Annotated in this window: 19 protein-coding genes; 11 read left to right on the plus strand and 8 right to left on the minus strand. The window is 71.2% G+C overall.

Annotated features, from left to right (window positions below; translation table 11 throughout):
- Positions 1 to 24 precede the first annotated feature (24 nt).
- Genes AB0J76_RS38995 through AB0J76_RS39015 form a run of 5 tightly spaced genes read left to right on the plus strand, consistent with a single transcriptional unit; the run spans position 25 to position 6,943 of the window.
- Complete coding sequence (locus AB0J76_RS38995; protein ID WP_352327917.1) at positions 25 to 2,502, plus strand: ATP-binding protein; 2,478 nt, start codon at positions 25 to 27, stop codon at positions 2,500 to 2,502.
- Positions 2,499 to 4,811 carry a type IV secretion system protein gene (locus tag AB0J76_RS39000; protein WP_352327916.1) on the plus strand — a complete coding sequence of 771 codons (2,313 nt, stop codon included), beginning with the start codon at positions 2,499 to 2,501 and terminating at the stop codon, positions 4,809 to 4,811. The genes AB0J76_RS38995 and AB0J76_RS39000 overlap by 4 nt, the downstream gene beginning before the upstream one ends.
- 2 nt (positions 4,812 to 4,813) lie before the next feature.
- Positions 4,814 to 5,437, plus strand: a complete 624-nt coding sequence (locus tag AB0J76_RS39005; RefSeq protein ID WP_352327915.1) for a hypothetical protein — start codon at positions 4,814 to 4,816, stop codon at positions 5,435 to 5,437.
- 2 nt (positions 5,438 to 5,439) lie between these two features.
- Positions 5,440 to 6,537: a bifunctional lytic transglycosylase/C40 family peptidase gene (locus tag AB0J76_RS39010; protein WP_352327914.1), complete on the plus strand. Its 1,098-nt coding sequence runs from the start codon at positions 5,440 to 5,442 to the stop codon at positions 6,535 to 6,537.
- 13 nt (positions 6,538 to 6,550) lie between these two features.
- Positions 6,551 to 6,943 carry a (deoxy)nucleoside triphosphate pyrophosphohydrolase gene (locus AB0J76_RS39015; RefSeq protein ID WP_352327913.1) on the plus strand — a complete coding sequence of 131 codons (393 nt, stop codon included), beginning with the start codon at positions 6,551 to 6,553 and terminating at the stop codon, positions 6,941 to 6,943.
- Between the two features lie 2,359 nt (positions 6,944 to 9,302).
- Here the strand turns inward: AB0J76_RS39015 and AB0J76_RS39020 are convergent.
- Positions 9,303 to 9,608: a hypothetical protein gene (locus tag AB0J76_RS39020; protein ID WP_364392586.1), complete on the minus strand. Its 306-nt coding sequence runs from the start codon at positions 9,606 to 9,608 to the stop codon at positions 9,303 to 9,305.
- Between AB0J76_RS39020 and AB0J76_RS39025 the strand changes: the two genes are divergently transcribed.
- Positions 9,583 to 10,530: a hypothetical protein gene (locus AB0J76_RS39025; RefSeq protein WP_352330999.1), complete on the plus strand. Its 948-nt coding sequence runs from the start codon at positions 9,583 to 9,585 to the stop codon at positions 10,528 to 10,530. The genes AB0J76_RS39020 and AB0J76_RS39025 overlap by 26 nt on opposite strands.
- A 54-nt stretch (positions 10,531 to 10,584) precedes the next feature.
- Here the strand turns inward: AB0J76_RS39025 and AB0J76_RS39030 are convergent, their stop codons facing one another.
- From AB0J76_RS39030 to AB0J76_RS39060, 7 genes are all read right to left on the minus strand, one after another.
- A complete protein-coding gene (locus tag AB0J76_RS39030) occupies positions 10,585 to 11,337 on the minus strand; it encodes a succinate dehydrogenase/fumarate reductase iron-sulfur subunit (protein ID WP_352324162.1) in 753 nt (250 codons plus the stop codon).
- A complete protein-coding gene (locus AB0J76_RS39035) occupies positions 11,334 to 13,220 on the minus strand; it encodes a fumarate reductase/succinate dehydrogenase flavoprotein subunit (RefSeq protein ID WP_352324161.1) in 1,887 nt (628 codons plus the stop codon). The genes AB0J76_RS39030 and AB0J76_RS39035 overlap by 4 nt, the downstream gene beginning before the upstream one ends.
- 13 nt (positions 13,221 to 13,233) lie before the next feature.
- The gene (locus AB0J76_RS39040) at positions 13,234 to 14,019 is read right to left on the minus strand and encodes a hypothetical protein (RefSeq protein ID WP_352324159.1); all 786 of its coding nucleotides are present in this window, start codon (positions 14,017 to 14,019) and stop codon (positions 13,234 to 13,236) included.
- Positions 14,020 to 14,214: 195 nt separating this feature from the next.
- Positions 14,215 to 14,664, minus strand: coding sequence for a response regulator (locus AB0J76_RS39045; protein WP_352324158.1), 450 nt, complete (start codon positions 14,662 to 14,664; stop codon positions 14,215 to 14,217).
- Positions 14,661 to 15,803 carry an ATP-binding protein gene (locus AB0J76_RS39050; RefSeq protein WP_352324157.1) on the minus strand — a complete coding sequence of 381 codons (1,143 nt, stop codon included), beginning with the start codon at positions 15,801 to 15,803 and terminating at the stop codon, positions 14,661 to 14,663. Before AB0J76_RS39050 ends, AB0J76_RS39045 begins: the two co-directional genes overlap by 4 nt.
- Positions 15,800 to 16,936: a fused response regulator/phosphatase gene (locus AB0J76_RS39055; protein ID WP_352324156.1), complete on the minus strand. Its 1,137-nt coding sequence runs from the start codon at positions 16,934 to 16,936 to the stop codon at positions 15,800 to 15,802. Before AB0J76_RS39055 ends, AB0J76_RS39050 begins: the two co-directional genes overlap by 4 nt.
- A gap of 34 nt (positions 16,937 to 16,970) precedes the next feature.
- Complete coding sequence (locus tag AB0J76_RS39060; protein WP_352324155.1) at positions 16,971 to 17,900, minus strand: LysR substrate-binding domain-containing protein; 930 nt, start codon at positions 17,898 to 17,900, stop codon at positions 16,971 to 16,973.
- A gap of 132 nt (positions 17,901 to 18,032) precedes the next feature.
- On the opposite strand from AB0J76_RS39060, the gene AB0J76_RS39065 reads away from it, so the two are divergent.
- From AB0J76_RS39065 to AB0J76_RS39085, 5 genes are all read left to right on the plus strand, one after another.
- On the plus strand, positions 18,033 to 18,791 hold the full coding sequence (locus tag AB0J76_RS39065; protein ID WP_352324154.1) for a succinate dehydrogenase cytochrome b subunit: 759 nt from the start codon (positions 18,033 to 18,035) through the stop codon (positions 18,789 to 18,791).
- Positions 18,788 to 20,713, plus strand: coding sequence for a fumarate reductase/succinate dehydrogenase flavoprotein subunit (locus tag AB0J76_RS39070; protein ID WP_352324153.1), 1,926 nt, complete (start codon positions 18,788 to 18,790; stop codon positions 20,711 to 20,713). Before AB0J76_RS39065 ends, AB0J76_RS39070 begins: the two co-directional genes overlap by 4 nt.
- Complete coding sequence (locus AB0J76_RS39075; RefSeq protein WP_352324152.1) at positions 20,710 to 21,450, plus strand: succinate dehydrogenase/fumarate reductase iron-sulfur subunit; 741 nt, start codon at positions 20,710 to 20,712, stop codon at positions 21,448 to 21,450. Before AB0J76_RS39070 ends, AB0J76_RS39075 begins: the two co-directional genes overlap by 4 nt.
- A 162-nt stretch (positions 21,451 to 21,612) precedes the next feature.
- Positions 21,613 to 22,143: an RNA polymerase sigma factor gene (locus AB0J76_RS39080; protein ID WP_352324151.1), complete on the plus strand. Its 531-nt coding sequence runs from the start codon at positions 21,613 to 21,615 to the stop codon at positions 22,141 to 22,143.
- A complete protein-coding gene (locus tag AB0J76_RS39085; protein WP_352324150.1) occupies positions 22,140 to 23,279 on the plus strand; it encodes a CU044_5270 family protein in 1,140 nt (379 codons plus the stop codon). Before AB0J76_RS39080 ends, AB0J76_RS39085 begins: the two co-directional genes overlap by 4 nt.
- The last annotated feature ends 1 nt before the right edge of the window (position 23,280 follow it).

Below are 23,280 nucleotides of genomic sequence, written 5' to 3' on the forward strand. Positions count from 1 at the left end.
CCGTTCATGCGCCGAGGGGGCGGCATGAGCAGGGCGTCCCGAGCGCACCAGCGTCTCGCGGTCCGCTACTTCGACGACCGCATCCTGCTCACGGACACCTGCGCGTGGGCGTACTTCCGGCTTCCGACGGTCAGCTACGAGTTCGTCACGCCGGAGGAGCGCGAGGCGCTGGCCACCAACGTCACGATCGCGCTGGCCGCGATCAGGATGCCCGACGCCGAGGTGCACCTGCGGGTCGCGCACCGCACCTACCCGGCGGCCGAGTGGGCGATGGCGCTCAACGCCACCTCCGACGAGGGGCCGGGCTGGCGCGACTACCTGGAGGAGATGTACCGGCACGTCTGGGCGAAGGACTTCTGGTCGAAGGAGGTCTACCTGGGCGTCCGGCTCGGGCCGCGCGGCAAGCAGCTCGGCAGCGGCGTGCTCGCCCAGCTCCTCGGCTTCTACCAGAAGACCGAGAAGGCGCTCGGCATGGAGGACGACCACGTCCCGGACAGCGAGATCAGCCGCTGGACGGAGTCGGCCGAACGGCTGGGCCGGGCCCTGGCCTCCAGTGCCCTGTACGCCAGGCACGCCACGTCCGTCGAGGTGGCCTGGCTGTTCCAGCACTCCGCCGCCGGAGCGGTCGGCGACCCGCCGCCCTCGGCCAGCCCGAAACGGCGCTGGGGCAAGGGCGAGATCGAGTCGCTGGTCGAGGGTGAGATCCACAACGGCAGGTCGCTGCTGCGGATCGTGCAGCCGCAGGGCGACTCGTACGTGGCCCACCTGTCGTTCGCCCGCTTCCCCGACCTCATGCCGTTCCCCGACGGCGAGCCGTGGATGCACTTCGCCGACCAGCTGCCCTTCCCGGTGGAGATCTCTTCCAGGATGCGGCTGATCCCGCCGGTCAAGGCGTCGAAGGACGTCGCGCGCAAGCTGGCCCACGCCCGCGACATGGACCACCACATCCGCGAGGCGGGCGCCGAGGCGCCGATCGCGCTGGCCGAGCAGATCGACGCGGCCCGCATGCTCGAACACGGCATCACCAAGGAACGGCTGCCCTTCGTCTACGGCTGGCACCGTCTGATCGTCTCGGCCCCCACGGAGGACATCTGCGTGCAGCGGGTCGAGGCGGTCGTCGAGCACTACCGCGACATGGGCATCGACGTGGTGAACTCGACCGGCGACCAGTTCTCGCTGTTCTGCGAGGCGCTGCCGGGCGAGAAGGTGCGCGTCAACGCCTACGCCCAGCGCCAGCCGCTGCGGACGATCGCGGGCGGCATGGCCACGGCCACCGTCGACCTCGGCGACCGGCTCGACGACGGCAGCGAGGGCTGGCTCGGGCCCTACATCGGGGAGACGGTCGGCAGGGCGCGCAGCATCGTGCACTTCGACCCGCTGCTGGCCGCGAGCCGCAACCGGCCGACCGCCATCGCGATCACCGGCGAGCCGGGCGGCGGCAAGACCACGCTCGCGCTGCTGATGATCTACCAGATGGCGTTGCGCGGGGTCACGGTCGCGGTGATCGACCCGAAGGGCGACGCCGAGTCGCTGGTCCAGCTCCTGGAGAAGCGCGGGCGCAAGGCCCGGGTGATCCCGCTGGGTTCGGCGGCGCCGGGGCTGCTCGACCCGTTCTCCTTCGGCGACGACATCGCGGCGAAGAAGACCATGGCGACCGAGACGCTGCGGCTGCTGCTGCCCCGCATGTCGGAGGAGCGCGAGTCGGCCATGATCCAGGCCGTGGCCGCGGTCTCCAACGGCCCCGACCCGTCGCTGGGCAAGGTGGTCGACTACCTGGAGCAGGCCGACGACCCGGCCTCCAAGAACCTGGGCGCGGTGCTGCGTTCGATGTCGGAGATGCACCTGGCCAGGCTCTGCTTCGACCCCTCGGGCGGCGACCAGATCGACAGCGAGGGCTGGACCACCGTGTTCACCCTGGGCGGCCTGACGCTGCCCGACGTCGCCACGACCAGGGACGACTACTCCTACGAGCAGCGGCTGTCGGTGGCCCTGCTCTACCTGGTCTCGCAGTTCGCCCGCAGGCTGATGAACGGCCTCGACCGGCGGGCCCCCAAGGCGATCTTCCTGGACGAGGCCTGGGCGATCACCTCCACACCGGAGGGCGCCAAGCTGGTCCCCGAGGTCAGCCGCATGGGCCGGTCCAGGAACACCGCGCTCGTCCTGGTCTCCCAGAACGCCGGTGACCTGCTGAACGAGCAGGTGACCAACTGTCTGTCCTCGGTGTTCGCGTTCCGTTCCACCGAAAGGGTGGAGGTGGACCACGTCATGTCGCTGCTCGGCGTGGAGCCGTCGGAGGAGCACAAGGCAGTGCTCCGCTCGCTCGGCAACGGCGAATGCGTATTCCGTGATCTGGATGGCAGAGCCGGGCGCATCGGAGTAGACCTGATCTCCGAAGAACTGCTCCGCTGGCTCGACACGAACCCGACACACGACAAACCAGACGGTGGCGGGCATGATGATCTTCGAGGGGGCGTGGGCAGGGCGCAGGAGGTACGGTCATGAAGATCCGACTATCCCGACGACTGGCGCTGGCGCTCGCGCTCGTGAGTGCCGTCCTGGTGATTCCGCTGGTGGTGGGCGGTCTCTCCACGCCCGTCGCCGCGGCGCCCTGTGACCTGTCGGGGCCGCTCAACCCCGAGATGATCGGCGGCGGCACCGACGGCATGATCCAGCCGCCGCCTCCCGCGGGCGGCGTCCAGGCCCCGACGACGAACTACGGCCAGTTCGGCATGGCCGGCCAGTTCTGGCAGACCCACGGGCTCGGCTGCTCCGACTACGTCGCCGTGCTCGGCAACATGTGGGCCAACGGCGTCTTCACCGCGGCCAAGGCCATCGACCGGCTGACGATCACGACGTACCAGGCCGCGGCGACGGAAGGACCGCTCCAGTCGATCAAGGACGTCGTCGACGACATCGTCCAGAACCTGTCGGAGGCCATGTACTGGCCGTTCCTGCGGCCGATCGTGATCCTCGGCGCGATCTGGCTCGCCTGGTACGGCCTGATCCGCAAGCGGGCCACCACCACCGCCGAAGGCGTGATCTGGATGGTCCTCGCGGTCACCGTGGCCGTGTGGTTCTTCAGCAGGCCCGGCGACTTCACCGGGCTCGGCAAGGTCGTGACCGACAAGACGGGCGAGGTGGTCAACTCCGCCTTCTCCGGCCTGCCGGGCGCCGGCGGCGCGTCCTGCCTGCCGCCACCCGGCCAGACGAACCCGCAGGTCAAACCGGGCGGTTACGGCCAGGTCGGCACGGCTGGCGTCGACCAGAACGCCGACGCCCTGTGGTCCACGCTGGTCTGCAAGCCGTGGCTGGTGGGCATGTTCGGCACCGCCGACCCGCAGCAGCCGATCGTGCGCGACTTCGGGCGCAAGATGCTGGAGACCCAGTCGATCGCCCCCGCCGTGGCCGGCCAGCCCGCCCCCGACATCGCCGCCCACCAGGCCGAGTACGCCAAGGTCGCCGAGCTGCTCAAGAACGACTCCCGCTACACCGTCTTCTCCGGCCGCGACTGGTCGAGCAGGCTCGGCGTGGCCGTCGGCGCGCTCATCGCGGCGGTGGTGGCCGGGTTGCTGATCTTCCTGGTGGCGGTCTCGCTGCTGGTGCTCAAGGTGGGCTTCCTGCTGCTGCTGATACTCGGGCCGGTGTTCCTGCTGGTCGGCGTGCATCCGGGCAGCGGGCGCATCATCGCCATGCGGTGGGTGGAGATGCTCGTCGGCACGCTGCTCAGGCAGGCGGTGCTGACGCTCGTGCTCAGCGTCCTGGTCTACGGGTACGCGCTGATCATCTCCACGGCCATGCCCTGGGGGCTCCAGGTGCTGTTCATGGCCCTGCTGACGATCGCGGTGTTCTTCTACCGGCGTCCGTTCCAGCACCTGTTCGCGTCCTTGAGCGGCCACACGGTCACCACCCGCATGCTCGGCGACGCCGCGAGCTCGCCCGTCCTGGAGCGGGCCGCGAACGTGTTGCCGCCGGTCGCCGGGGCCAAGCTCGGCCGGTGGGGCCTGCGCAAGGCAGAGCCGCTCATCAGGGCGGCGGCGGCCGGCAGCGGCGCGGGCGCGGCGGCCGGCGCCGCCGTCGCCCAGGCGCGGATGCGCGGCGAGGAGGGCGAGGGCGTCTCGGCCGGCACCCGGATGCCGGTGGCGGCCGCGCCGCTCGACACCGACCAGCACGGCGGGAAGGCGGGGGCCCGGCCTCCGCTCGAACCCCGCAGGGGCACCGCGCCCCCGCTCAACCTCGGCGGCCAGGCCGGCAGGACGCGCCCCGCGGCGGCGGGCGGCGCCCGCGGCGGCACCGGCGGCGCGGCGGCGGGCGGCACCCCGTCCGGTGGCATGGCCGCCGGAGCCACGACCTCCGGCGGCTCCGGCGGGGGCTCCGGCAGTGGCGGCGGCGGTGGCGGCGGTGGCTGGTTCGGCGGGCGGTCGGGCGGCGGATGGGCCTCGCGTGGTGGTGGTTCGGGTGGCTCGCGTAGCGGGTCGTCGGGCGGCTCGCGGGGCTCCCGGTTCGGCGGGTCCGGCGGGTCGGGTGGCTCGCCGTCCTCGGGGTCGCGGTCGCGTGGCTCCGGCGGCGGGCTGTTCGGCGGCGGCGGATCCGGGAACGGTGGCGGGTCCAGGAACGGCGGCGGGTCCAGGTCCGGGGGGTCCGCGCCGCGGCCGTCCGGCGCGTCGTCGGGGTCCAGGATCTTCGGTTCGGACGAGCCGTCGTCCCGCTCGTCCGAGGCGCCGCCGCTGTGGTTGCGCGGCAGCGGCAACGGCGGTTCGGGTGACGATCCTTCGGTGCCGTTCTGGCTCAAACCCAACCGAGGCAAGGACTGACCATGGCTCAGTCCGGTGACAAGCGCGGGCTGGCCTTCGCCGCCATCGTCGTGGTCATCGCCGCGGTCGGCGTCTACCTCACGATGTGGCCGAGCTCGGACGATCCGCCCGAGCAGGCCCCGGCCGCGGGCTCGACGTCCGCGTCCGCGCCCACGGCGGCGAGCAAGCCGCTGGCCACGGCCAGCGCCGCGCCGTTCGACGTCTACTCGTACCTGCCGATGAAGAAGGAGCAGCTCGCCGCGGCGGCGGACCTCGCCGAGCGCTTCACCGCCGTCTACGGCACCTTCAGGTACGACGAGGACCCGGCGGCGTACGCCACGAGGGTCAAGACGTTCACCACCGCCGAGCTGGGCAACATCCTCGCCCGGACGCTCACCTCGGCGGGCACCGTCCAGCAGAACCGCGACGACCAGATCGTCTCCCGGGCCACGGCCAGGCTGAAGGAGATCAGGCAGATCGAGAAGACCTCCATCGTCTTCGTCGTGACCGAGACCAGGCAGGTCACCGCGAAGAGCGGCAACCGGCAGGACGTCGAGGACCTGGCGGTCACGGTGAGCCAGCTCGGCGCCGACTGGCGGATCTTCGACGTGCTGCCCGCCACCGAGGGCCAGGACGGGGACAGCTAGCGGTGAAGCCCTCCCGAACCCGCCTGGCGCTGCTGCTCGGTCTCGCCGGGATCCTGCTCCTGGCCGCGATCATCGTCTCGCCGATGTTACTGGTCACGATGCCGTCCTTCCTGAACGGCGGCGGCGAGGGCTCGGTCGACTGCGAGGGCGGCACCCAGGTGCAGGAGGTGTCCGACTCGGGCGCCGCCGACATCCCGGGCGACTACCTCGACCTGTACAAGAAGTGGGGCAAGAAGATCGGCGTCCAGTGGACCATCCTGGCCGCCGTGGGCAAGCGCGAGACCGACCACGGCCGTTCCGACCTGCCCGGCGTCAAGAGCGGCACCAACTACGCGGGCGCGGCCGGCCCGATGCAGTTCCTGATCTCGACCTGGGGCGGCAAGGCGCAGATCCCGATCTCCTCGACGTTCAACGGGTACGCCTCCGACGGCGACGGCGACGGCGTGGGCGACGTCTACAACCCCGCCGACGCCATCCTCGGGGCCGCCAAGATGCTCAAGCGCAACGGCGCCCCCGAGAACGTCCGGCGGGCCCTGTTCACCTACAACCGCGCCTGGTGGTACGTCGACCAGGTCGAGGAGATCGCCAGGAAGTACGCCAAGTCGGGTGCGGTGGAGGTGCCGCCGCAGGCCTCGGAGGAGTGCGACGACCCCCTGGTGGCGGCCGCGCCCAGCGACGTCGTGGCCAAGATCCTGCAGTACGCGCTGGCGCAGCGCGGGAAGCCGTACCTGTGGGGCGGCACCGGGCCGGACGCGTTCGACTGCTCGGGCATCATCTACGCGGCCTACCGGGCCGCCGGGCTGAGCATCCCGCGCACCACGTTCACGCAGTGGCCGTTCGGGGTGAAGGTGTCAGCGGGCCAGGAACAGCCCGGTGACCTGGTGTTCTTCAACGCCGGTCCGGGCACCTCGGCCGACAGTCCCGGTCATGTCGGGCTGGTCGTGTCGAAGGGCAAGATGCTGGAGGCCCGGTGCACGCTCTGCGGGCCGATCAAGGTCACGAGCTACCAGGCGCGCGACAACAAGGTCGGCTTCACCCGTCCGCTGCAGAACCCCGATGTGCTTGACCAGCTCAAGAAGCTGCAGAATCCCGCACTATGAGGATGACGAACGCATGAGCACGATCGTGGTCGCGGCGGTGATCGTCGCCCCCGGCGGCAGGGTGCTGGCCGCGCAGCGCGCCGCGCCCGCCGCGCTGGCCGGGGGCTGGGAGTTCCCGGGCGGCAAGGTGGACCCGGGGGAGAGCGAGGTCGCCGCGCTGGTCCGGGAGTGCCGCGAGGAGCTCGGCGTGGAGATCGCGGTGGGCGCGCGCGTGGGCGAGGACTGGGCGTTGTCGGAGGGGTACGTCATGCGCGTCTGGCTGGCCACGCTCACCTCCGGCACGCCCGAGGCCCGTGAGCACCTGGCTCTTCGCTGGCTGGGGCCGGGCGAGTACTACGACGTGGAGTGGCTGGGCGCCGACCTGCCGATCATGAAGACTGTGGAGAGTCTGCTTCAGCAGGATTAGACCGTCTCTCTCTGTGACATAACGATTACTACACGTGATTTGTCGCAGTGGGGGAGTGGAGTGATGCGGCGTGGCTGGATCCTTTCTGGAGCGCTGATCCTGGTGGCGTTGCCCTCCGTGCCCGTGGCGGCGGCGGGGGTGACGCTCGTGCTCGAACGCGTGAGCGGCCCCGAGGGTGTGGGCCAGTGGATCAGGACGGGTGACGTCCAGCGTTTCAGGGTCCGGCTCAACGGGATGGGCAAGGGGGCCAAGGTCGCGGTGGCGACCAGCCCGGCGGCGGCGTTGTCGGGGTTGGCCTGCCCGTCGCCCTCCGGAGCTTCCCGGCTGTCGGCCGGCGGGGCTGAGGGTTCCGAGGCTTCCGGGGCTTCGGAGGCTTTTGGTGGGGTTCCGGCGTCCGAAGAGGATCCCGTGGCGGGGTCGTGGGGCGCCGGGCGTGCGACGGATCCGGATGCCGGGGCGTTCCCGGAGGAACCGGAAACGCGGCGGCCGGCGCCGGGCCGGCGCCTGACCCGCGCGGAGGCCGGTCGCGGCGCGCCGCAGACCGAGGCCGGCCGGAGGATGTCGCGCGCCGAGGACGGTTGGGGCGCGCCATGGGCTGAGGACGGTCTGGGCGCGTCGTGGGCTGCGGGCGGCGGGGGGGTGTCACGGGCCGAGGGCGGTCGGGGCGTGCCTCGGGTTGAGGGTGGTCAGGGGATCTCTCAGGCTGAGGGCGGTCGAGGGATGTTTCCGGCTGAGGGGGGTCCGGGTGGGGGGCAGGCCGGTGGGGGGCGGCAGGCGGCCGGGGTGCTGGCCGCGCGGGCGCTGGCCGGCGTGGAGGGTACGGCTTCCGGTGGCGGTACGTTTCCCGGCGCGCGGGTCTGCGCCCTTGGGCCGATCTTCGGGGAGCGGGCGCTTGACGTGACCTTCCAGGCGCCCGAGGGGGCCAAGGAGGTGGTGCTCGCGGCGGTGGCCAGGATGCGGACGCCCTCCGGTGGGCTGACCACCATCAACAGGACCGCGTCCATGCAGGTCGCCGAGGAGATGCCGCGCGAGGCCGCCACCATCAGTGGCCAGGCGGTGCCCGTTCCGGCCACGGCCCCCCACAAGCGGAGGCGGCCGGGCCGGCAGGTGGCAGGCGCGCAAGGGCAGCAGCCGGGCTCCGCCGGGCTCCTCGCGGGGACGGGCAGAGGTGCCGCCGGGCCGGTGCCGGGGACGGGCGGGGGCGTCGCCGGGCTGGTGCCCGGGGCGGGAGGAAAGGCGCGAGGCGGCCGCTCCGGCCTGGCCGGTACGACGGCGGGAAGGGGCGGCCTCCCTGGAGGAGCCGCAGGCTTGCCGATCACCGGTGGAGCCCAAGGGGCGCTCCCGCGCGTCGGCGGCGGCGGGGGCCTGGCGCGGGCACCGCGACAGGGAGGCACGGGCGGAACCCTGGGGGCGTTCCCGCGTGCGGGAGGCGTCGGCCAGGGCGTCGCCCCCGGCAGGAGCGGCCGGGCGCCCGCCGGCGCTCAGGGGACGGCCCGGAACGGCCTCCCCGGCGGCCTGGCGGCGGGCAGCCTGTCGAGCGGACTGACGGGGCCCCTGCCTGGGGGTGCGGCGCATAAGGGGCTGTCCGGGGTGGCAGGGGCGGCGCAGGGCGTGGGGCCGGGGATGACGCACCAGAGCTCGCCGGGCGGCATGACATCGGGGACCATGCCCGGCGGTGTGTCACCGGGAAGTGTGGCCGGAGGTGTGGCGCCGGGGAGCGCTGCCGGGAGTGTGGCTCCGGGGGGCGCTGCCGGGAGTGTGGCTCCGGGGGGCGTCGCCGGCGGCATGATGCCCGGAGGTGTCGCCGCAGGCATGGCCCCGGGAGGCGTCGCCGCAGGCATGGCGCCAGGAGGCGTCGCCGGGGGTGGGGCGTCGGGGGGTGTCGGTGGCGGGGTGCAGGGCGGAGTGGTGCCCGGCGGCGGGGTGGTGAGTCTGGCGCCGGAGTCGGGGGCCGGGGCGCCGTGGCCGGTGCAGGTCGTGGAGGCGCGGAAACCGGTTCGTCCGGTCGCGTACGCCAGCCCGCTGGACGGGCCGCGCGGTTTCTCGCTGGTCATCGGGGCGATCGGCGTCCTGCTGGGAGCCTTGTGGCTGGTGACGCGAGCAAAACGCAGCCATAAGCCGCGAAACGTATAGTAATTCCGTCTTTACTGTTGCTTTGACCCGACTAGTATTCCCTTGACCATGGTTCCGGGACTATGCGGAGGGCTCCGGTGGCACGCACGCGAGCGACGGCCGTGTCCGCGATCGTCCTAGCGCTCGGGCTCACGGGCGTCGGCGTGGCTCCCTTCGTCGGTCAGAGCGCGAGCGCTTCGGTCAGTGGCGCGGCGTTCGACCCGGCGGTGGAGCCCTGCGACGCGGGTCAGACCTGCGATCCGCAGACCACCGTCACGGTCACGACGACGTTGGGCACGCCCACGCCGGAGGAGGCTCCGGAGACGACGATCACCCACACCGTCACCGCGAAGCCGACGAAGACCACGAAGGCCCCGAAGCCGCCTAAGACCACCACAGCCCCCACGCCTCCGCCGCCCGTCCAGGAGACGACGCAGCAGCCGCTGGCGCCCCTGCCCACCGCGCAGACCACGGCCGCGCCGCTGCCCACGGAGCAGTCGACGGAGCCGTCCGTCCAGATGCCGTCCGTGGCGTCGACGGACCCGCCCACCACGGCCGCCCCGCTGACGGCCGACACCGGCCCGAGCACCGACTCGGTCCAGCTCGAGGTGCGCGCGGCCGCGCCGGAGTTCGACCAGAAGTCGCTGACGCAGAAGCTCAGCATCCCGGCACTGGTACTGGTCCTGCTCGCGCTGTTCGCGGTGCTCATCTTCGAGGGACGGCTGCGCCGCATGGCCCACGCGGCGGCCGTGCGCAAGGCGGGCCCCCCGATGGGCTCGCCGATGGGCCGCCCGGACGCGCCGCCGCCCGGCTACCCGGCCGGACCCGGCTACGCCACGGCGTCCTTCCCCGCCCCCGGCTACCCCGGTGGCACGGCGTACGCGCCGATCATCAGCTTCGTCCCGATCCAGACGTACCCGGCCGGTCAGCCCGGCTACGGCCCGGCCCACCACGACCCGGCCTACCACGACCCGTACGGGCCCCAGGGCGGCTATCCGCCCGAGCCGGCGCCGACCGTGCCCGCCACCGCACCCGAGCCCGTCGTCCTGCACCCGGACGAGTTCGACTCCTACAACGAGCCGCCGCAGCCCGCCCAGGACTACCGTGACCCGTTCGAGCCGCTGATCCCGGCCGAGCAGCCGCCGGGCGACATCCCGCCGGGCGGCGGGAAGCCGTACGAGGACGAGCGCGAGTTCCCGCTCGCCCCGGCGGCGGCGGCCGAGAGCGGCGACTCCGAGCCCTGGCAGCAGGGCCCGTCCCTGTTCGAGCCGAAGCAGCCGGTCCAGCCCCGCCCGCCGGTGCAGCCGCATGCCGAGCAGCCGGGGCCGCCGGAGGGGTACCAGCCGTCGCCGTACCTGCCGCCGGAGGGGGACGCCGCGACGGTCGTCCAGCCGCTGCCGCCGCAGCCCCCGGAGGGCGCCACCAAGGAGATGCAGGACCCCAAGCACCGGAAGAAGCGCTGGGGCCGCAAGTAGCACAAAGCGGAAGCGGGGGCCGGATGCATCCGGCCCCCGCTTCCGCTTCTCCGCCTACTTGGCGCGCTTGAAGATCTTGTTGCCCAGCCAGACCAGCGGGTCGTACTTGCGGTCGGCCACGCGCTCCTTCATCGGGATCAGCGCGTTGTCAGTGATCTTGATGTGCTCGGGGCAGACCTCGGTGCAGCACTTGGTGATGTTGCAGTAGCCGAGCCCGTGCTCCTCCTGGGCGGACTCCTGCCGGTCGGCCACGTCGTACGGGTGCATGTCCAGCTCGGCGATCCGCATGAGGAAACGCGGACCGGCGAAGGCCGGCTTGTTCTCCTCGTGGTCGCGGATCACGTGGCAGACGTTGTTGCACATGAAGCACTCGATGCACTTGCGGAACTCCTGCGAGCGCTCGACGTCGACCTGCTGCATGCGGTACTCGCCGGGCCGGACGCCCGCCGGCGGGGTGAACGAGGGGATCTCGCGGGCCTTCTGGTAGTTGAAGGACACGTCGGTGACCAGGTCCTTGATGACGGGGAAGGTCCGCATCGGGGTGACCGTGATGGTCTCGTCCTCGGAGAAGGTGGACATCCGGGTCATGCAGCCCAGGCGCGGCTTGCCGTTGATCTCCATGCTGCACGAGCCGCACTTGCCGGCCTTGCAGTTCCAGCGCACCGCCAGGTCGGGGGCCTGCGTCGCCTGCAGCCTGTGGATGATGTCGAGGACGACCTCGCCCTCGTTCACCTCGACCGTGAAGTCCTCGAGCTTGCCCTCGCCGCCCTCACCACGCCAGACCTTGAACTTCGCCTTGTAACTCATTTGGCAATCCCGTCGAACTCGGCCATCTCTTCGTCGGTGAGGTACTTCTTCAGCTCGTCCCGGTCGAACAGGGTGATCAGGTCCTCGCGCATGGACGGCTGGACCTTCTCCACGACCTGGACGCTGTTGCCGTCCTCGGTGGAGCAGACGAGCAGCTTGCGGCGCCATTCCGGGTTCATCCCGGGGAAGTCGTCGCGGGTGTGGCCGCCGCGGCTCTCCTCGCGCAGGAGGGCGGCGCGGGCCACGCACTCGGAGACCAGGACCATGTTCCGCAGGTCGATGGCCAGGTGCCAGCCGGGATTGTAGATCCGCGAGCCGGCCGCGCCGACCTGGCGGACGCGCTCCTTGAGCTTCTCCACGACCTCCATGGCCTCGGAGACCTCCTCGGCCTTGCGGATGATGCCGACCAGCTCGTTCATCGTCCGCTGGAGCTCGTGGTGCACCTCGTACGGGTTCTCGCCGTCGCGCTGGAGGGGCGCCAGGGCCTCCTCGCGGGCCGCGTCCACGAGCTCCTGGACGACCTTGGGACGGGCCTTGAGCCCGTCGACGTAGGCCGCCGCGCCCGCGCCCGCGCGCCGCCCGAACACCAGCAGGTCGGACAGCGAGTTGCCGCCCAGCCGGTTGGACCCGTGCATGCCGCCGGACACCTCGCCCGCCGCGAACAGGCCGGGCACGGCCGCCGCGCCGGTGTCGGCGTCGACCTCGACGCCGCCCATGATGTAGTGGCAGGTCGGGCCCACCTGCATGGGCTCGGCGGTGATGTCGACGTCGGCCAGTTCCTTGAACTGGTGGTGCATCGACGGCAGCCGCTTCTTGATCTCCTCGGCGGGCAGGCGGGTGGAGACGTCGAGGAAGACGCCGCCCTGGGGGGATCCGCGGCCCGCCTTCACCTCGGCGTTGATCGCGCGGGCCACCTCGTCACGCGGCAGCAGCTCCGGCGGGCGCCGGTTGTTGGCCTGGTCGGTGTACCAGCGGTCGCCCTCCTCCTCGGTGGTGGCGTACTTGTCCTTGAACACCTCGGGGATGTAGTCGAACATGAAGCGCCTGCCCTCGGAGTTGCGCAGCACCCCGCCGTCGCCCCGGACGGACTCGGTGACGAGGATGCCGCGCACGGACGGCGGCCAGACCATCCCCGTCGGGTGGAACTGGATGAACTCCATGTTGATCAGGTTGGCGCCGGCCAGCAGGGCCAGGGCGTGGCCGTCGCCGGTGTACTCCCAGGAGTTGGAGGTGACGACGTACGACTTGCCGATGCCGCCGGTGGCCAGGACCACGGCGGGGGCGTCGAACAGCAGGAAGTTGCCGGTCTCGCGCCAGTAGCCGAACGCGCCGGAGATGCGGTCGCCGTCCTTCAGCAGGCGGGTGATCGTGCACTCGGCGAAGACCTTGATGTAGGCCTCGTGGTCGCCGTGCGTCTCGAAGTCCTCCTGCTGCAGCGCGACGACCCGCTGCTGGAGGGTGCGGATCAGCTCCAGGCCGGTACGGTCGCCCACGTGTGCGAGCCGCGGGTACTCGTGACCGCCGAAGTTGCGCTGGCTGATCTTGCCGTCCTTGGTGCGGTCGAACAGCGCGCCCCAGGCCTCCAGCTCCCAGACGCGGTCGGGGGCCTCCTTGGCGTGCAGCTCGGCCATGCGCCAGTTGTTGAGGAACTTGCCGCCCCGCATGGTGTCACGGAAGTGCACCATCCAGTTGTCGTCGGGGTTGACGTTCCCCATCGCGGCGGCCGCGCCGCCCTCGGCCATGACGGTGTGGGCCTTGCCGAACAGCGACTTGCAGACGATCGCCGTGCGCTTGCCCTGCTGACGGGCCTCGATGGCGGCCCGCAGCCCGGCGCCGCCCGCACCGATGACGACGACGTCGTATTCGTGACGCTCGATTTCCACTGGAAGAAGTCCTTTATGCGAACGGGAAGGCGATGACGCCCTTGGCGACCATGCGGACGTAGAAGTCGGCGATCATGACCGAGAACATCGAGGCCCAGGCGAGCTGCTGGTGCTTGGCGTTGAGCTTGGAGACGAACGTCCAGGCCTTGTAGCGCAGCGGGTGACGGGAGAAGTGGTTGAGCCGGCCCGCGGTGATGTGCCTGCAGGAGTGGCACGACAACGTGTACGTGTTGATCAGCACGGCGTTGACGACCAGGATCCAGGTGCCGAGGCCCTGCGGCTTGTGCACCAGCGCCAGGACGGCGTCGTAGGCCAGGACGAGGCCGATCACGATGGCCGCGTAGAAGAAGTACCGGTGGATGTTCTGCAGGATCAGCGGGAACCGGGTCTCACCGGTGTACTTGCCGTGCGGCTCCTGGACGGCGCACGCGGCCGGCGACAGCCAGAACGACCGGTAGTACGACTTGCGGTAGTAGTAACACGTGAGCCGGAACCCGCCCGGCAGGCCGAGGATGAGCAGCCCCGGCGGCAGGGTGAACCAGTCGCCGATCGGCGCCCACCCGAACAGCCGCGCGCCCTCGGGGCACGCCGTGGTCAGACAGGGCGAGGCGAACGGGGCGATGTACGGATCGACGAAGTAACTGCCGTCGATGATCGCCCACACGCCGTAGACGAGGAACGAGCTGAGCCCGAGGAAGGTCAGCAGCGGGACCAGCCACCACCTGTCGGTGCGCAGCGTGCGCACCCTCACCTGGGCACGTTGCCTTCTGAGCGGGGCTTCGGGCGTCGTCTGGGTCATCGCGGACCTCTCCACCTCCCGCGGACCCTGCACACAGGGGGGTCCGGGTCGTTTCACTGGGCGCGCGTACGGCGGGTGCGGTACCGCTCTGGGCGCGTATTGGTGGGGGATACGTTACGACGACCGCATACGATTTTGTGAGCGGGGTCACTCACTTTTTCGATGACCTACTGTGATTCCTGTCACGTATCCGCGTCAGGGCCGCGGGCCGGGCGCCGGCAGCTTCACGACGGTCACGAAAAAATCATCTATTTGCCGGACAACACGGATAAATTGCTCAAAATCCACCGGCTTCGCGACATAGGCGTTGGCGTGCAGCCGGTAGCTGTGCAGGATGTCCTCCTCCGCCTCCGACGTCGTCAGGATCACCACGGGGATCGTCCGCAGGACGGCGTCGGCCTTGACCTCGCTCAGCACCTCCAGGCCGTTCATCCGGGGCAGGTTGAGGTCGAGCAGGATCAGGTCCGGCCGCGGCGCGCCGGCGTAGGCGCCCTCCCGCCGCAGGTACGCCATCGCCTGCTCGCCGTCGTTGACCACGTTGAGCCGGTTGCGCACCTTGTTGAGGTCGAACGCCTCCCTGGTGAGCAGGACGTCCCCCTGGTCGTCCTCCACGAGCAGCACCTCGATCGGGCGCCAGTCCGTCATGCGTCGCCTCCCGCCGCCGGCAGCGTCCAGCGGAACGTCGTGCCCTGGCCGGCCGGTTCGGGGTCGAGCCACAGCTGCCCGCCGTGGTACTCGACGATCTTCCGGCAGAGCGCCAGGCCGATGCCGGTGCCGGGGTACACGTCGCGGGGGTGGAGCCGCTGGAAGATCAGGAAGATGCGGTCGGCGTACTTGGGGTCGACGCCGATGCCGTTGTCGGAGCAGGTGAACTCCCACATGTCGCCCTTCCGCTCGGCCGTCAGGCGCACGCGCGGCGGGGCCTCGGAGCGGAACTTGACCGCGTTCTCGACGAGGTTCTGGAAGAGCTGGGTGAGCTGCATCCGGTTGCCCTCGACCACGGGCAGCCTCTCCCGGGTGACGGTGGCGCCGGTGTCCTCGATCGTGGCCGACAGGTTCTCCAGGGCCCGGTCCAGGGCCGCGCCCGAGTCGGTGGGCACCCGCTCGCCGCTCACCCGGCCCACCCGGGAGAAGTCGAGCAGGTCGTTGATCAGGAGCTGCATGCGCTTGGCGCCGTCGACCGCGTAGTGGATGTACTGGCGGGCGCGGTCGTCGAGCTGCGGGCCGTACCGCTGCTCCAGCATCTGGGTGAAGCTGGCGACCTTGCGCAGCGGCTCCTGCAGGTCGTGGCTGGCGACGTAGGCGAACTGCTCCAGCTCGCCGTTGGACCTGCGCAGCTCGTCGGCCTGGTCGGCGGCCCCGCGCCAGGCCGAGACGATGCGGCGGCGCATGGAGTCGACGTGGCTGGACAGCTCGCTCAGCTCGGCCGGCCGGTCGACGCCGAGCCGGTGGTCGAAGTCGCCGGCGGCGACCGTGCGGACCTGCTCGGTGAGCTGGTCGATGGGCTTGAGTACGGCGTACCTGATCACGAACGCCAGGCCCGCCCCGCCCGCCAGCAGCACCCCGAACAGCACGATCAGCGCCACGTTGAGCCGGTCGAGCTGGGCGGCCAGCTCGGGACTCGGCCGCAGGGCCCGCGCGTGCGCGATCATCGACATGGTGACCACCACGCCGGTCGCGAACGCGAACGCCCCCAGCACGCCGATGGCCAGGAACCAGCGGGCCGCCGGCAGCCGGCCGAGCCCGGTCGGCAGCTTCGGCGGCGGCAGCGGATGGATGCTCATGCCTTCCTCCTCGACACCACGACCACCGCGAGATCGTCGCTGAGCGTGCCGGCGTGCCTGATCAGCCGGTCGAGGTCGATCACGCCGTGCTCGCGCACCAGCCCGATCAGGCCCTCGACGCCGAGCAGCTGCCTCCGCCCGCCGACGGCCGCCTCGATCAGGCCGTCGGTGTAGAGCATGATCGACCACTCCTCGCCCAGGGGCACGTCGATGACCGTCCACTCGGCGTCGGGGAAGATGCCGAGCGGCGGCCCCGAGGGCGTGCCGTCCACCACCGCGGGCACGCCGTCGCGGATCAGCACCGGCGGCGGGTGCCCGACCACGCGCATCCGGGCGTGCCCCAGGTCGGGCGTGAAGGTGGCCATGCAGAGCGTGGTGAAGATCTCCGGCGCCTTGCGCTCGGCGCGCAGGAGGGCGTCCATCGTGCGCAGCAGGGTGTCGTCGGTCTGCCCGGCCAGCACCAGCGTGCGCCAGGCGATGCGCAGCGCCACGCCGAGCGCGGCCTCGTCCGGCCCGTGGCCGCAGACGTCGCCCACCACGACGTGCACCGCGCCGTCGGGGGTCTGGACCATGTCGAGGAAGTCGCCGCCCAGCAGGGTTCCCTGGTTGCCCGGCAGGTAGCGGATCTGGTGCGTGATCGCCTCGGTGCGCAGCAGGGGCACGGGCAGCAGGCCGCTCTCCAGGCGGGCGTTCTCCTTGGCGGTCAGCTCGGCCTCGAACAGCCTGAGCTGGGCCAGGTCGGCGCGCTTGCGCTCCATGGCGTACCTGATCGACCGGGCCAGCAGGCGGGCGTCGATGTCCTGCTTGACCAGGTAGTCCTGGGCGCCCGCCTGCACGGCGGTCACGCCGACGTGCACGTCCCTGAGGCCGGTGAGGACCAGCACGGCCGCGTGCGGCGCCAGCGCCAGCACCTCCTCCAGCGCCTCCAGCCTGCTGGCGTCGGGCAGGGTGAGGTCGACGAGGACGCACTGGATCGTCGGGTCGAGCTTGGCCTTGGCCTCCTGGAGGCTGCGCGCCCAGAAGATCGTCGGTGGCCTCTCGGCCTGGTTGAGCAGTTCTTCGACGAGGAAGGCGTCGCCGTCGTCGTCCTCGATGAGGAGCAGTGTCAGCGGCTCGTTGAGGTTTGCCGTCACACACGCCTTCCCGGGGGAGTCGGGCTGTTGCTGCTCATTCTGCGATGAGTTCGACCCCTTGCGGAAGCGTGCCCTCCTGGCCGGCCTCGACCACGAAGGCGAGCAGGGTCTCCCGGAACGCCTGCGCGGCCCTGGTGGGTTCGACGTCCTTGCGGTGGGCCAGGGCGATCGTCCGGCTCAGGCCGGGCGGGGCCAGCGGCGTGCCGGACAGGCCGGGCCGCCCGTCGAGCACCATCGACGGCACCACGGCCACGCCGAGCCCCGCCTCCACGAACCGCAGCACGGCGTCCATCTCGCCGCCCTGCACCGAGAATCTGGGCTCGAACCCGGCCTGGCGGCAGGCGGCGAGGGTGGCCTCGCGCAGGTCGTAACCGCGCCGGAACATCACCATCTGCCGGCCGCGCAGGTCCTCGATCCGCAGGTACGGCCCCCGCGCCCGCTCGTGCGAGGGCGCGACCACGACCAGGTTCTCCCGCAGGATCTCCTCGGTGACCAGGGAGGGGTCGTCGCTCTGCAGCGGCATGATGATCAGCGACAGGTCGAGCTGCCCCCTGGCCAGCGCCCTGACCAGGTCACGCGAGCCGCCCTCCTCCACCAGCAGCTCCACCCCCGGGTAGGCCCGGTGGAAGCGCGCCAGCGCGTCGGCCAGCAGGCCCGCGCACAACGACGGCGTGGCCCCCAGCCGCACCCGGCCCCGGCGCAGCCCGGCCAGCTCGGCCACCTCCTGCCGGGCGGTGTCGGCGTCGGCCAGCATGCGGCGGGCCAGCGGCAGCAGCGCCTCGCCGGCGGCCGTCAGCGTGACGTTGCCGCGCGCGCGGGAGAACAGCGGGGCGCCCAGGTCGTTCTCCAGGGCCTTGATCTGCTTGCTGAGCGAGGGCTGGGCGACCCGCATGCGCTCGGCCGCCTGGGTGAAGTGCCTCGTCTCCGCGACCGCGACGAAGTAGGCGAGCTGCTGCAACTGCATGTGATTTTCCTCGCACCGGCCGAGCATTTTTCCTTATGCCGACCGTATAAACCAAGCATCATAGCCGGAAGCTATGGAAACCAGATCCGCGATGACTTGGACGGATCATTGCTGGATACCTAGCGTTCAAACGTGACTGCCACGATAGAGCGCGGCGCCGCCACCGCGCCTGTTAACGCCCCCAAGGGTGCCTCGCCCGCACCGACGTCCAAGAAGCCGAGCCGGTTCCTGAGCTCGTCGAACGGCAAGAAAGTCGTCATGGCCGTCACGGGCGCCGTGATGGTGTCCTTCCTCGTCCTGCACATGCTGGGCAACCTCAAGATCTTCCTCGGCAAGGACTCGTTCAACGAGTACGCCGTCGCCCTGCGCACGCTCCTCGAGCCCATCGCGCCGTACCGGACGGTGCTGACGATCCTGGAGATCGGGCTCGTCGTCTCGGTCGTGCTGCACATGTGGGCCGCGATCTCGCTGGCGCGCAAGGCGGCCAAGGCCCGGCCGGTCAAGTACGTGGCCAAGAAGTCGCAGGCCAACGGCTACGCCACGCACATCATGCGGTTCGGCGGCCTGACGATCCTGCTGTTCGTGATCTGGCACCTGCTCGACCTGACCTTCGGCGTCGTCAACCCCAAGGGCTTCGACTCCGAGCCCGCCGAGCGCATGGTCGCCGGCTTCGACCCGTCCCGCTGGTGGGTGACCCTCATCTACCTCGTGGCCGTCGTCATGGTCGGCCTGCACCTGCGGCACGGCATCTGGAGCGCTTTCCAGACGCTGGGCTGGGCCAACCGCAGCCGCTACCGCGGCCTGCGCCTGACGGCCGCCCTCGTCTCGGCGGTCCTGGTCGTCGGCTTCCTGGCCCCGCCCCTCGCCATCACGTTCGGAGTTGTGAAGTGAAGTACACCGAAGGCTCGGAGATCCGGGACACCAAGGCGCCCGCCGGTCCCATCGAGGAGCGGTGGGAGAAGCGGAAGTTCAGCGCCAAGCTGGTCAACCCGGCCAACAAGCGCAAGCTCCACGTGATCGTCGTCGGCACCGGGCTGGCGGGCGGCTCGGCCGCGGCGACCCTGGGCGAGCTGGGCTACAACGTCAAGTCGTTCTGCTACCAGGACACGCCCCGGCGCGCCCACTCCATCGCCGCCCAGGGCGGCATCAACGCCGCCAAGAACTACCGCGGCGACGGCGACTCGATCTACCGGCTGTTCTACGACACCGTCAAGGGCGGCGACTTCCGCGCCCGCGAGTCGAACGTCTACCGCCTGGCCCAGGTGTCGGTGAACATCATCGACCAGGCCGTGGCCCAGGGCGTGCCGTTCGCCCGCGAGTACGGCGGCCTGCTGGACACCCGCTCGTTCGGCGGCGCCCAGGTCTCCCGCACGTTCTACGCCCGCGGCCAGACGGGCCAGCAGCTTCTGCTGGGCGCCTACCAGGCGCTGGAGCGGCAGATCGCGGCCGGGACCGTGGAGATGCACACCCGCCACGAGATGCTCGACCTGATCGTCTCCGACGGCCGGGCGCGCGGCGTCATCGTGCGCGACATGGTGACCGGCGAGATCGAGCGGCACCTGGCCGACGCCGTGGTGCTGGCCACCGGCGGTTACGGCAACGTGTTCTTCCTGTCCACGAACGCCAAGGGCTGCAACACGACGGCCATCTGGCGGGCGCACGAGCGCGGGGCGTACTTCGCGAACCCGTGCTACACGCAGATCCACCCGACCTGCATCCCGGTCTCCGGCGAGTACCAGTCGAAGCTGACGCTGATGTCGGAGTCGCTGCGCAACGACGGCCGCGTGTGGGTGCCGCTGCGCAAGGGCGACGACCGGGCCCCCGGCGACATCCCGGAGGAGGAGCGCGACTACTACCTGGAGCGCATCTACCCGGCCTTCGGCAACCTCGTCCCGCGTGACATCGCCTCCCGCGCCGCCAAGAACGTCTGCGACGAGGGCCGCGGCGTGGGCCCCGGCGGGCTCGGCGTCTACCTCGACTTCCGCGACGCCATCGGCCGGCTCGGCCGCGACGCCGTGGAGAAGAAGTACGGCAACCTCTTCGAGATGTACGAGCGCATCACCGGCGAGAACCCGTACGACGTGCCGATGCGCATCTACCCCGCCGTCCACTACACGATGGGCGGCCTGTGGGTGGACTACGACCTGCAGTCCACGATCCCCGGCCTGTTCGTGATCGGCGAGGCCAACTTCTCCGACCACGGCGCGAACCGGCTGGGCGCCTCGGCGCTGATGCAGGGCCTGGCCGACGGATACTTCGTGCTGCCCACCACGATCGGCGACTACCTGGCCAACGGCCCGTACGGCGAGGTGGACGAGGAGGCCGTGGCCGAGGCGGAGATCAAGGTCCGGACCAGGATCGACCGCCTGATGTCGGTGAACGGCACCCGCACCCCCGACTCCTTCCACCGCGAGCTGGGCAAGCTCATGTGGGACTACTGCGGCATGGAGCGCACCGAGGAGTCGCTGCGCAAGGCCCTGGAGCGCATCCCCGAGCTGCGCGAGGAGTTCTGGAAGAACGTCAAGGTGTCCGGCACCGCCGAGGAGCTGAACCAGGTCCTGGAGAAGGCCGGCCGCGTCGCCGACTTCTTCGACCTGGCCGAGCTCATGTGCCTGGACGCCCTCGTCCGCACCGAGTCCTGCGGCGGCCACTTCCGCGCCGAGTCGCAGGACCCCGACGGCGAGGCCCTGCGCGACGACGAGCACTTCGCGCACGTCTCGGCCTGGGAGCGCACGCCCTCTGGCGAGACGGTGCTGCACAAGGAACCGCTCGAGTACGAGTACGTCAAGATGACCCAGCGGAGCTACAAGTGAACCTGACCCTCAAGGTCTGGCGTCAGAGCGCCCCCTCGGACGCCGGGCGCATGGTGACGTACCGGGTGGAGGACGTGTCCCCGGACATGTCGTTCCTGGAGATGCTGGACGTGCTGAACGAACGGCTGATCCTGGAGGGCGACGACCCGATCGCCTTCGACCACGACTGCCGCGAGGGCATCTGCGGCATGTGCGGCATGGTCATCAACGGCGTGGCGCACGGCGAGCAGCGCGCCACGACGACCTGCCAGCTGCACATGCGCCACTTCGAGGACGGCGCCGAGATCACCATCGAGCCGTGGCGCGCCGCGCCGTTCCCGGTGGTCAAGGACCTGGTCGTGGACCGCAGCGCGTTCGACCGCATCATCCAGGCGGGCGGCTTCGTCTCGGTCCCGGCCGGCTCGGCCCCGGACGCGCACAGCGTCCCGGTGCGCAAGGAGGACGCCGACGCCGCGTTCGACGCCGCGACCTGCATCGGCTGCGGCGCCTGCGTGGCCGCCTGCCCGAACGGCTCGGCCTCCCTGTTCACCGCCGCCAAGATCACCCACCTCAGCCTGCTGCCGCAGGGCCAGCCCGAGCGCCTGAGCCGCGCGAAGGCCATGGTGGACCAGATGGACGCCGAGGGCTTCGGCGGCTGCACGAACACCGGCGAGTGCACGGCGGTGTGCCCCAAGGGCATCCCGCTGGACACGATCGCCCAGATGAACAGCGACTACCTCAAGGCCAACGCCAAGTAGCGCCTGTCGCGGAGCCCCGTCCCGGAACGCCACCCGGGGCGGGGCTTTTCGCGTTCCGCGGAGGACGAGCTGTAACAACGCGGAGGACGAGCTGTAACAACAGGGGCGTTCGCCCCACTTCCCGGTGTCAGAAGAACGCATCAGGGACGAAGGGGCTGCGCGGTGACGGATGATTCCCACCGTTTCACCGGCATGTACGACGAATGCCGACAACGGGTGTGGGCCTACGCGGTCAGTCGTGCGGGCCGGCAGGTGGCCGACGAGGTGGTGAGCGAGACGTTCGCCATCGCGTGGCGGCGGCTGGACGACGTGCCGGAGCCGCCGCTGCCGTGGCTGCTCGGCGTGGCGCGCAACCTCCTGCGCGACGACGCCCGCTCACAGGCGCGCAGGGACGCGCTGGCCGCCGAGCTGAGCTCGTGGACCGAGGACGGCCGCCCGGACGTGGCCGAGCAGGTGACCGAGCGCATGGGCGTGCTGCGGGCGCTGGCCGAGCTGCACGAGGACGACCGGGAGGTGCTCATGCTGGTCGCCTGGCACGGGCTGTCGCCCAAGGAGGGCGCCCGGGTCGTCGGCTGCTCGTCGGCGGCCTTCCGCGTCCGGCTGCACCGGGCCCGCAAGCGGCTCGCGCGAGCCATGGAGTCCGCCGAACCGTCCCGTCCCTACGTGCGCAACCTCAGCGAGGAGTGGTCATGAACCCGATGGACGAACTCCGGGCCGCGCGGCCCGCGCACCTCGGCGACCGGCCGGTGGACGAGCGCACCAGGGCCGCCGAGCTCGCGCACGCCATGTCCGGGCCGCGCGGGTCCCGGCGCCGGCGCCCGGCCGTACGGCCGGTGTGGGGGCTCGCGGCCCTCGCGGCGGGGGCCACCGCGGTGGCCGTCGTGGTGGCGGGGAACGCGGCTCCGGCGCCCCGGAAGCAGGCTCCGCAGGCCGGGCAGAGCGCGTCGGCGACGCCGCGCAAGGTCACGCTGTCGGCCAGGGAGGTGCTGCTGGCCGCCGCGGAGAAGGCCGACCGGCAGCCCGACCGTACCGGCGACTGGTGGTACACCGTGACGGTGAGCAGGTACGCCTACCCCGCCGTCAAGGGCGGGTACCTGATGGTGGACCGGCAGCGCAACGAGGAGTGGACGCCGCGCGCGACCGGCGGCGAGCAGTGGAGCCGCACCCGCCGGCTCGGCGCGCTGCCCGCGAGCGAGGCCGACCGGCTGGCCTGGGAGCAGGCGGGCTCGCCCGCCGGGGTCGAGGTGGTCGTGCCGGTGAAGAAGGTGACCCCGCTGACCCTGCGGACCACCCCGGACAAGGCCACGACCTCGCACAGCCCCCTGCTCGACGGCGACAAGGTGTTCTGGCTCGGCCGCAACGTCACGATGAAGGACCTGCGCGGCCTGCCGGACGAGCCGGCGAAGCTGAAGAAGTGGCTGCTCGACTCCTACGACGGGCATTCGACCGAGTCGTCCAGCGTGGAGATGGCCGCCGACACCTGGCTGTTCACGGTCAGCGTGGGGCTGATCGTCTCCATGCCGGTGACACCGCAGGTGCGCGGCGCCGCCTTCCGCATGCTGGCCGGGCTCGACTCCGTCAAGGTCATCGAGAACGTCACCGACGCCGAGGGGCGTACCGGCACGGCCGCGGCCATCCGGCAGAGCGACGAGCGCACCGGCTTGCGGGAGAGCCGCCTGATCTTCGACGAGGCCACCGGGCGGGCGCTGGGCACCGAGAGCGTCCTGATCGAGCCGGGCGGCCTGCGGAAGGGCCTTGAGCCGGGCACGGTGTCGAGCTCCGAGGCCGTCCTGGAAGCCGGCTGGACGGACGCCGGCCCCAAGCGCTGAG

This window comes from Nonomuraea sp. NPDC049624, from assembly GCF_040675255.1.
Lineage (GTDB): Bacteria > Actinomycetota > Actinomycetes > Streptosporangiales > Streptosporangiaceae > Nonomuraea.

What these genes read in the sequence shown, in the direction of transcription:
- AB0J76_RS39000 (WP_352327916.1), top strand. Translation starts at nt 2,499, where the DNA reads ATGAAGATCCGACTATCCCGACGACTGGCGCTGGCGCTCGCGCTCGTG.
- AB0J76_RS39085 (WP_352324150.1), top strand. Translation starts at nt 22,140, where the DNA reads ATGAACCCGATGGACGAACTCCGGGCCGCGCGGCCCGCGCACCTCGGC.
- AB0J76_RS39015 (WP_352327913.1), top strand. Translation starts at nt 6,551, where the DNA reads ATGAGCACGATCGTGGTCGCGGCGGTGATCGTCGCCCCCGGCGGCAGG.
- AB0J76_RS39030 (WP_352324162.1), bottom strand. Translation starts at nt 11,337, where the DNA reads ATGAGTTACAAGGCGAAGTTCAAGGTCTGGCGTGGTGAGGGCGGCGAG.
- AB0J76_RS39045 (WP_352324158.1), bottom strand. Translation starts at nt 14,664, where the DNA reads ATGACGGACTGGCGCCCGATCGAGGTGCTGCTCGTGGAGGACGACCAG.
- AB0J76_RS39050 (WP_352324157.1), bottom strand. Translation starts at nt 15,803, where the DNA reads ATGAGCATCCATCCGCTGCCGCCGCCGAAGCTGCCGACCGGGCTCGGC.
- AB0J76_RS39060 (WP_352324155.1), bottom strand. Translation starts at nt 17,900, where the DNA reads ATGCAGTTGCAGCAGCTCGCCTACTTCGTCGCGGTCGCGGAGACGAGG.
- AB0J76_RS39040 (WP_352324159.1), bottom strand. Translation starts at nt 14,019, where the DNA reads ATGACCCAGACGACGCCCGAAGCCCCGCTCAGAAGGCAACGTGCCCAG.
- AB0J76_RS38995 (WP_352327917.1), top strand. Translation starts at nt 25, where the DNA reads ATGAGCAGGGCGTCCCGAGCGCACCAGCGTCTCGCGGTCCGCTACTTC.
- AB0J76_RS39005 (WP_352327915.1), top strand. Translation starts at nt 4,814, where the DNA reads ATGGCTCAGTCCGGTGACAAGCGCGGGCTGGCCTTCGCCGCCATCGTC.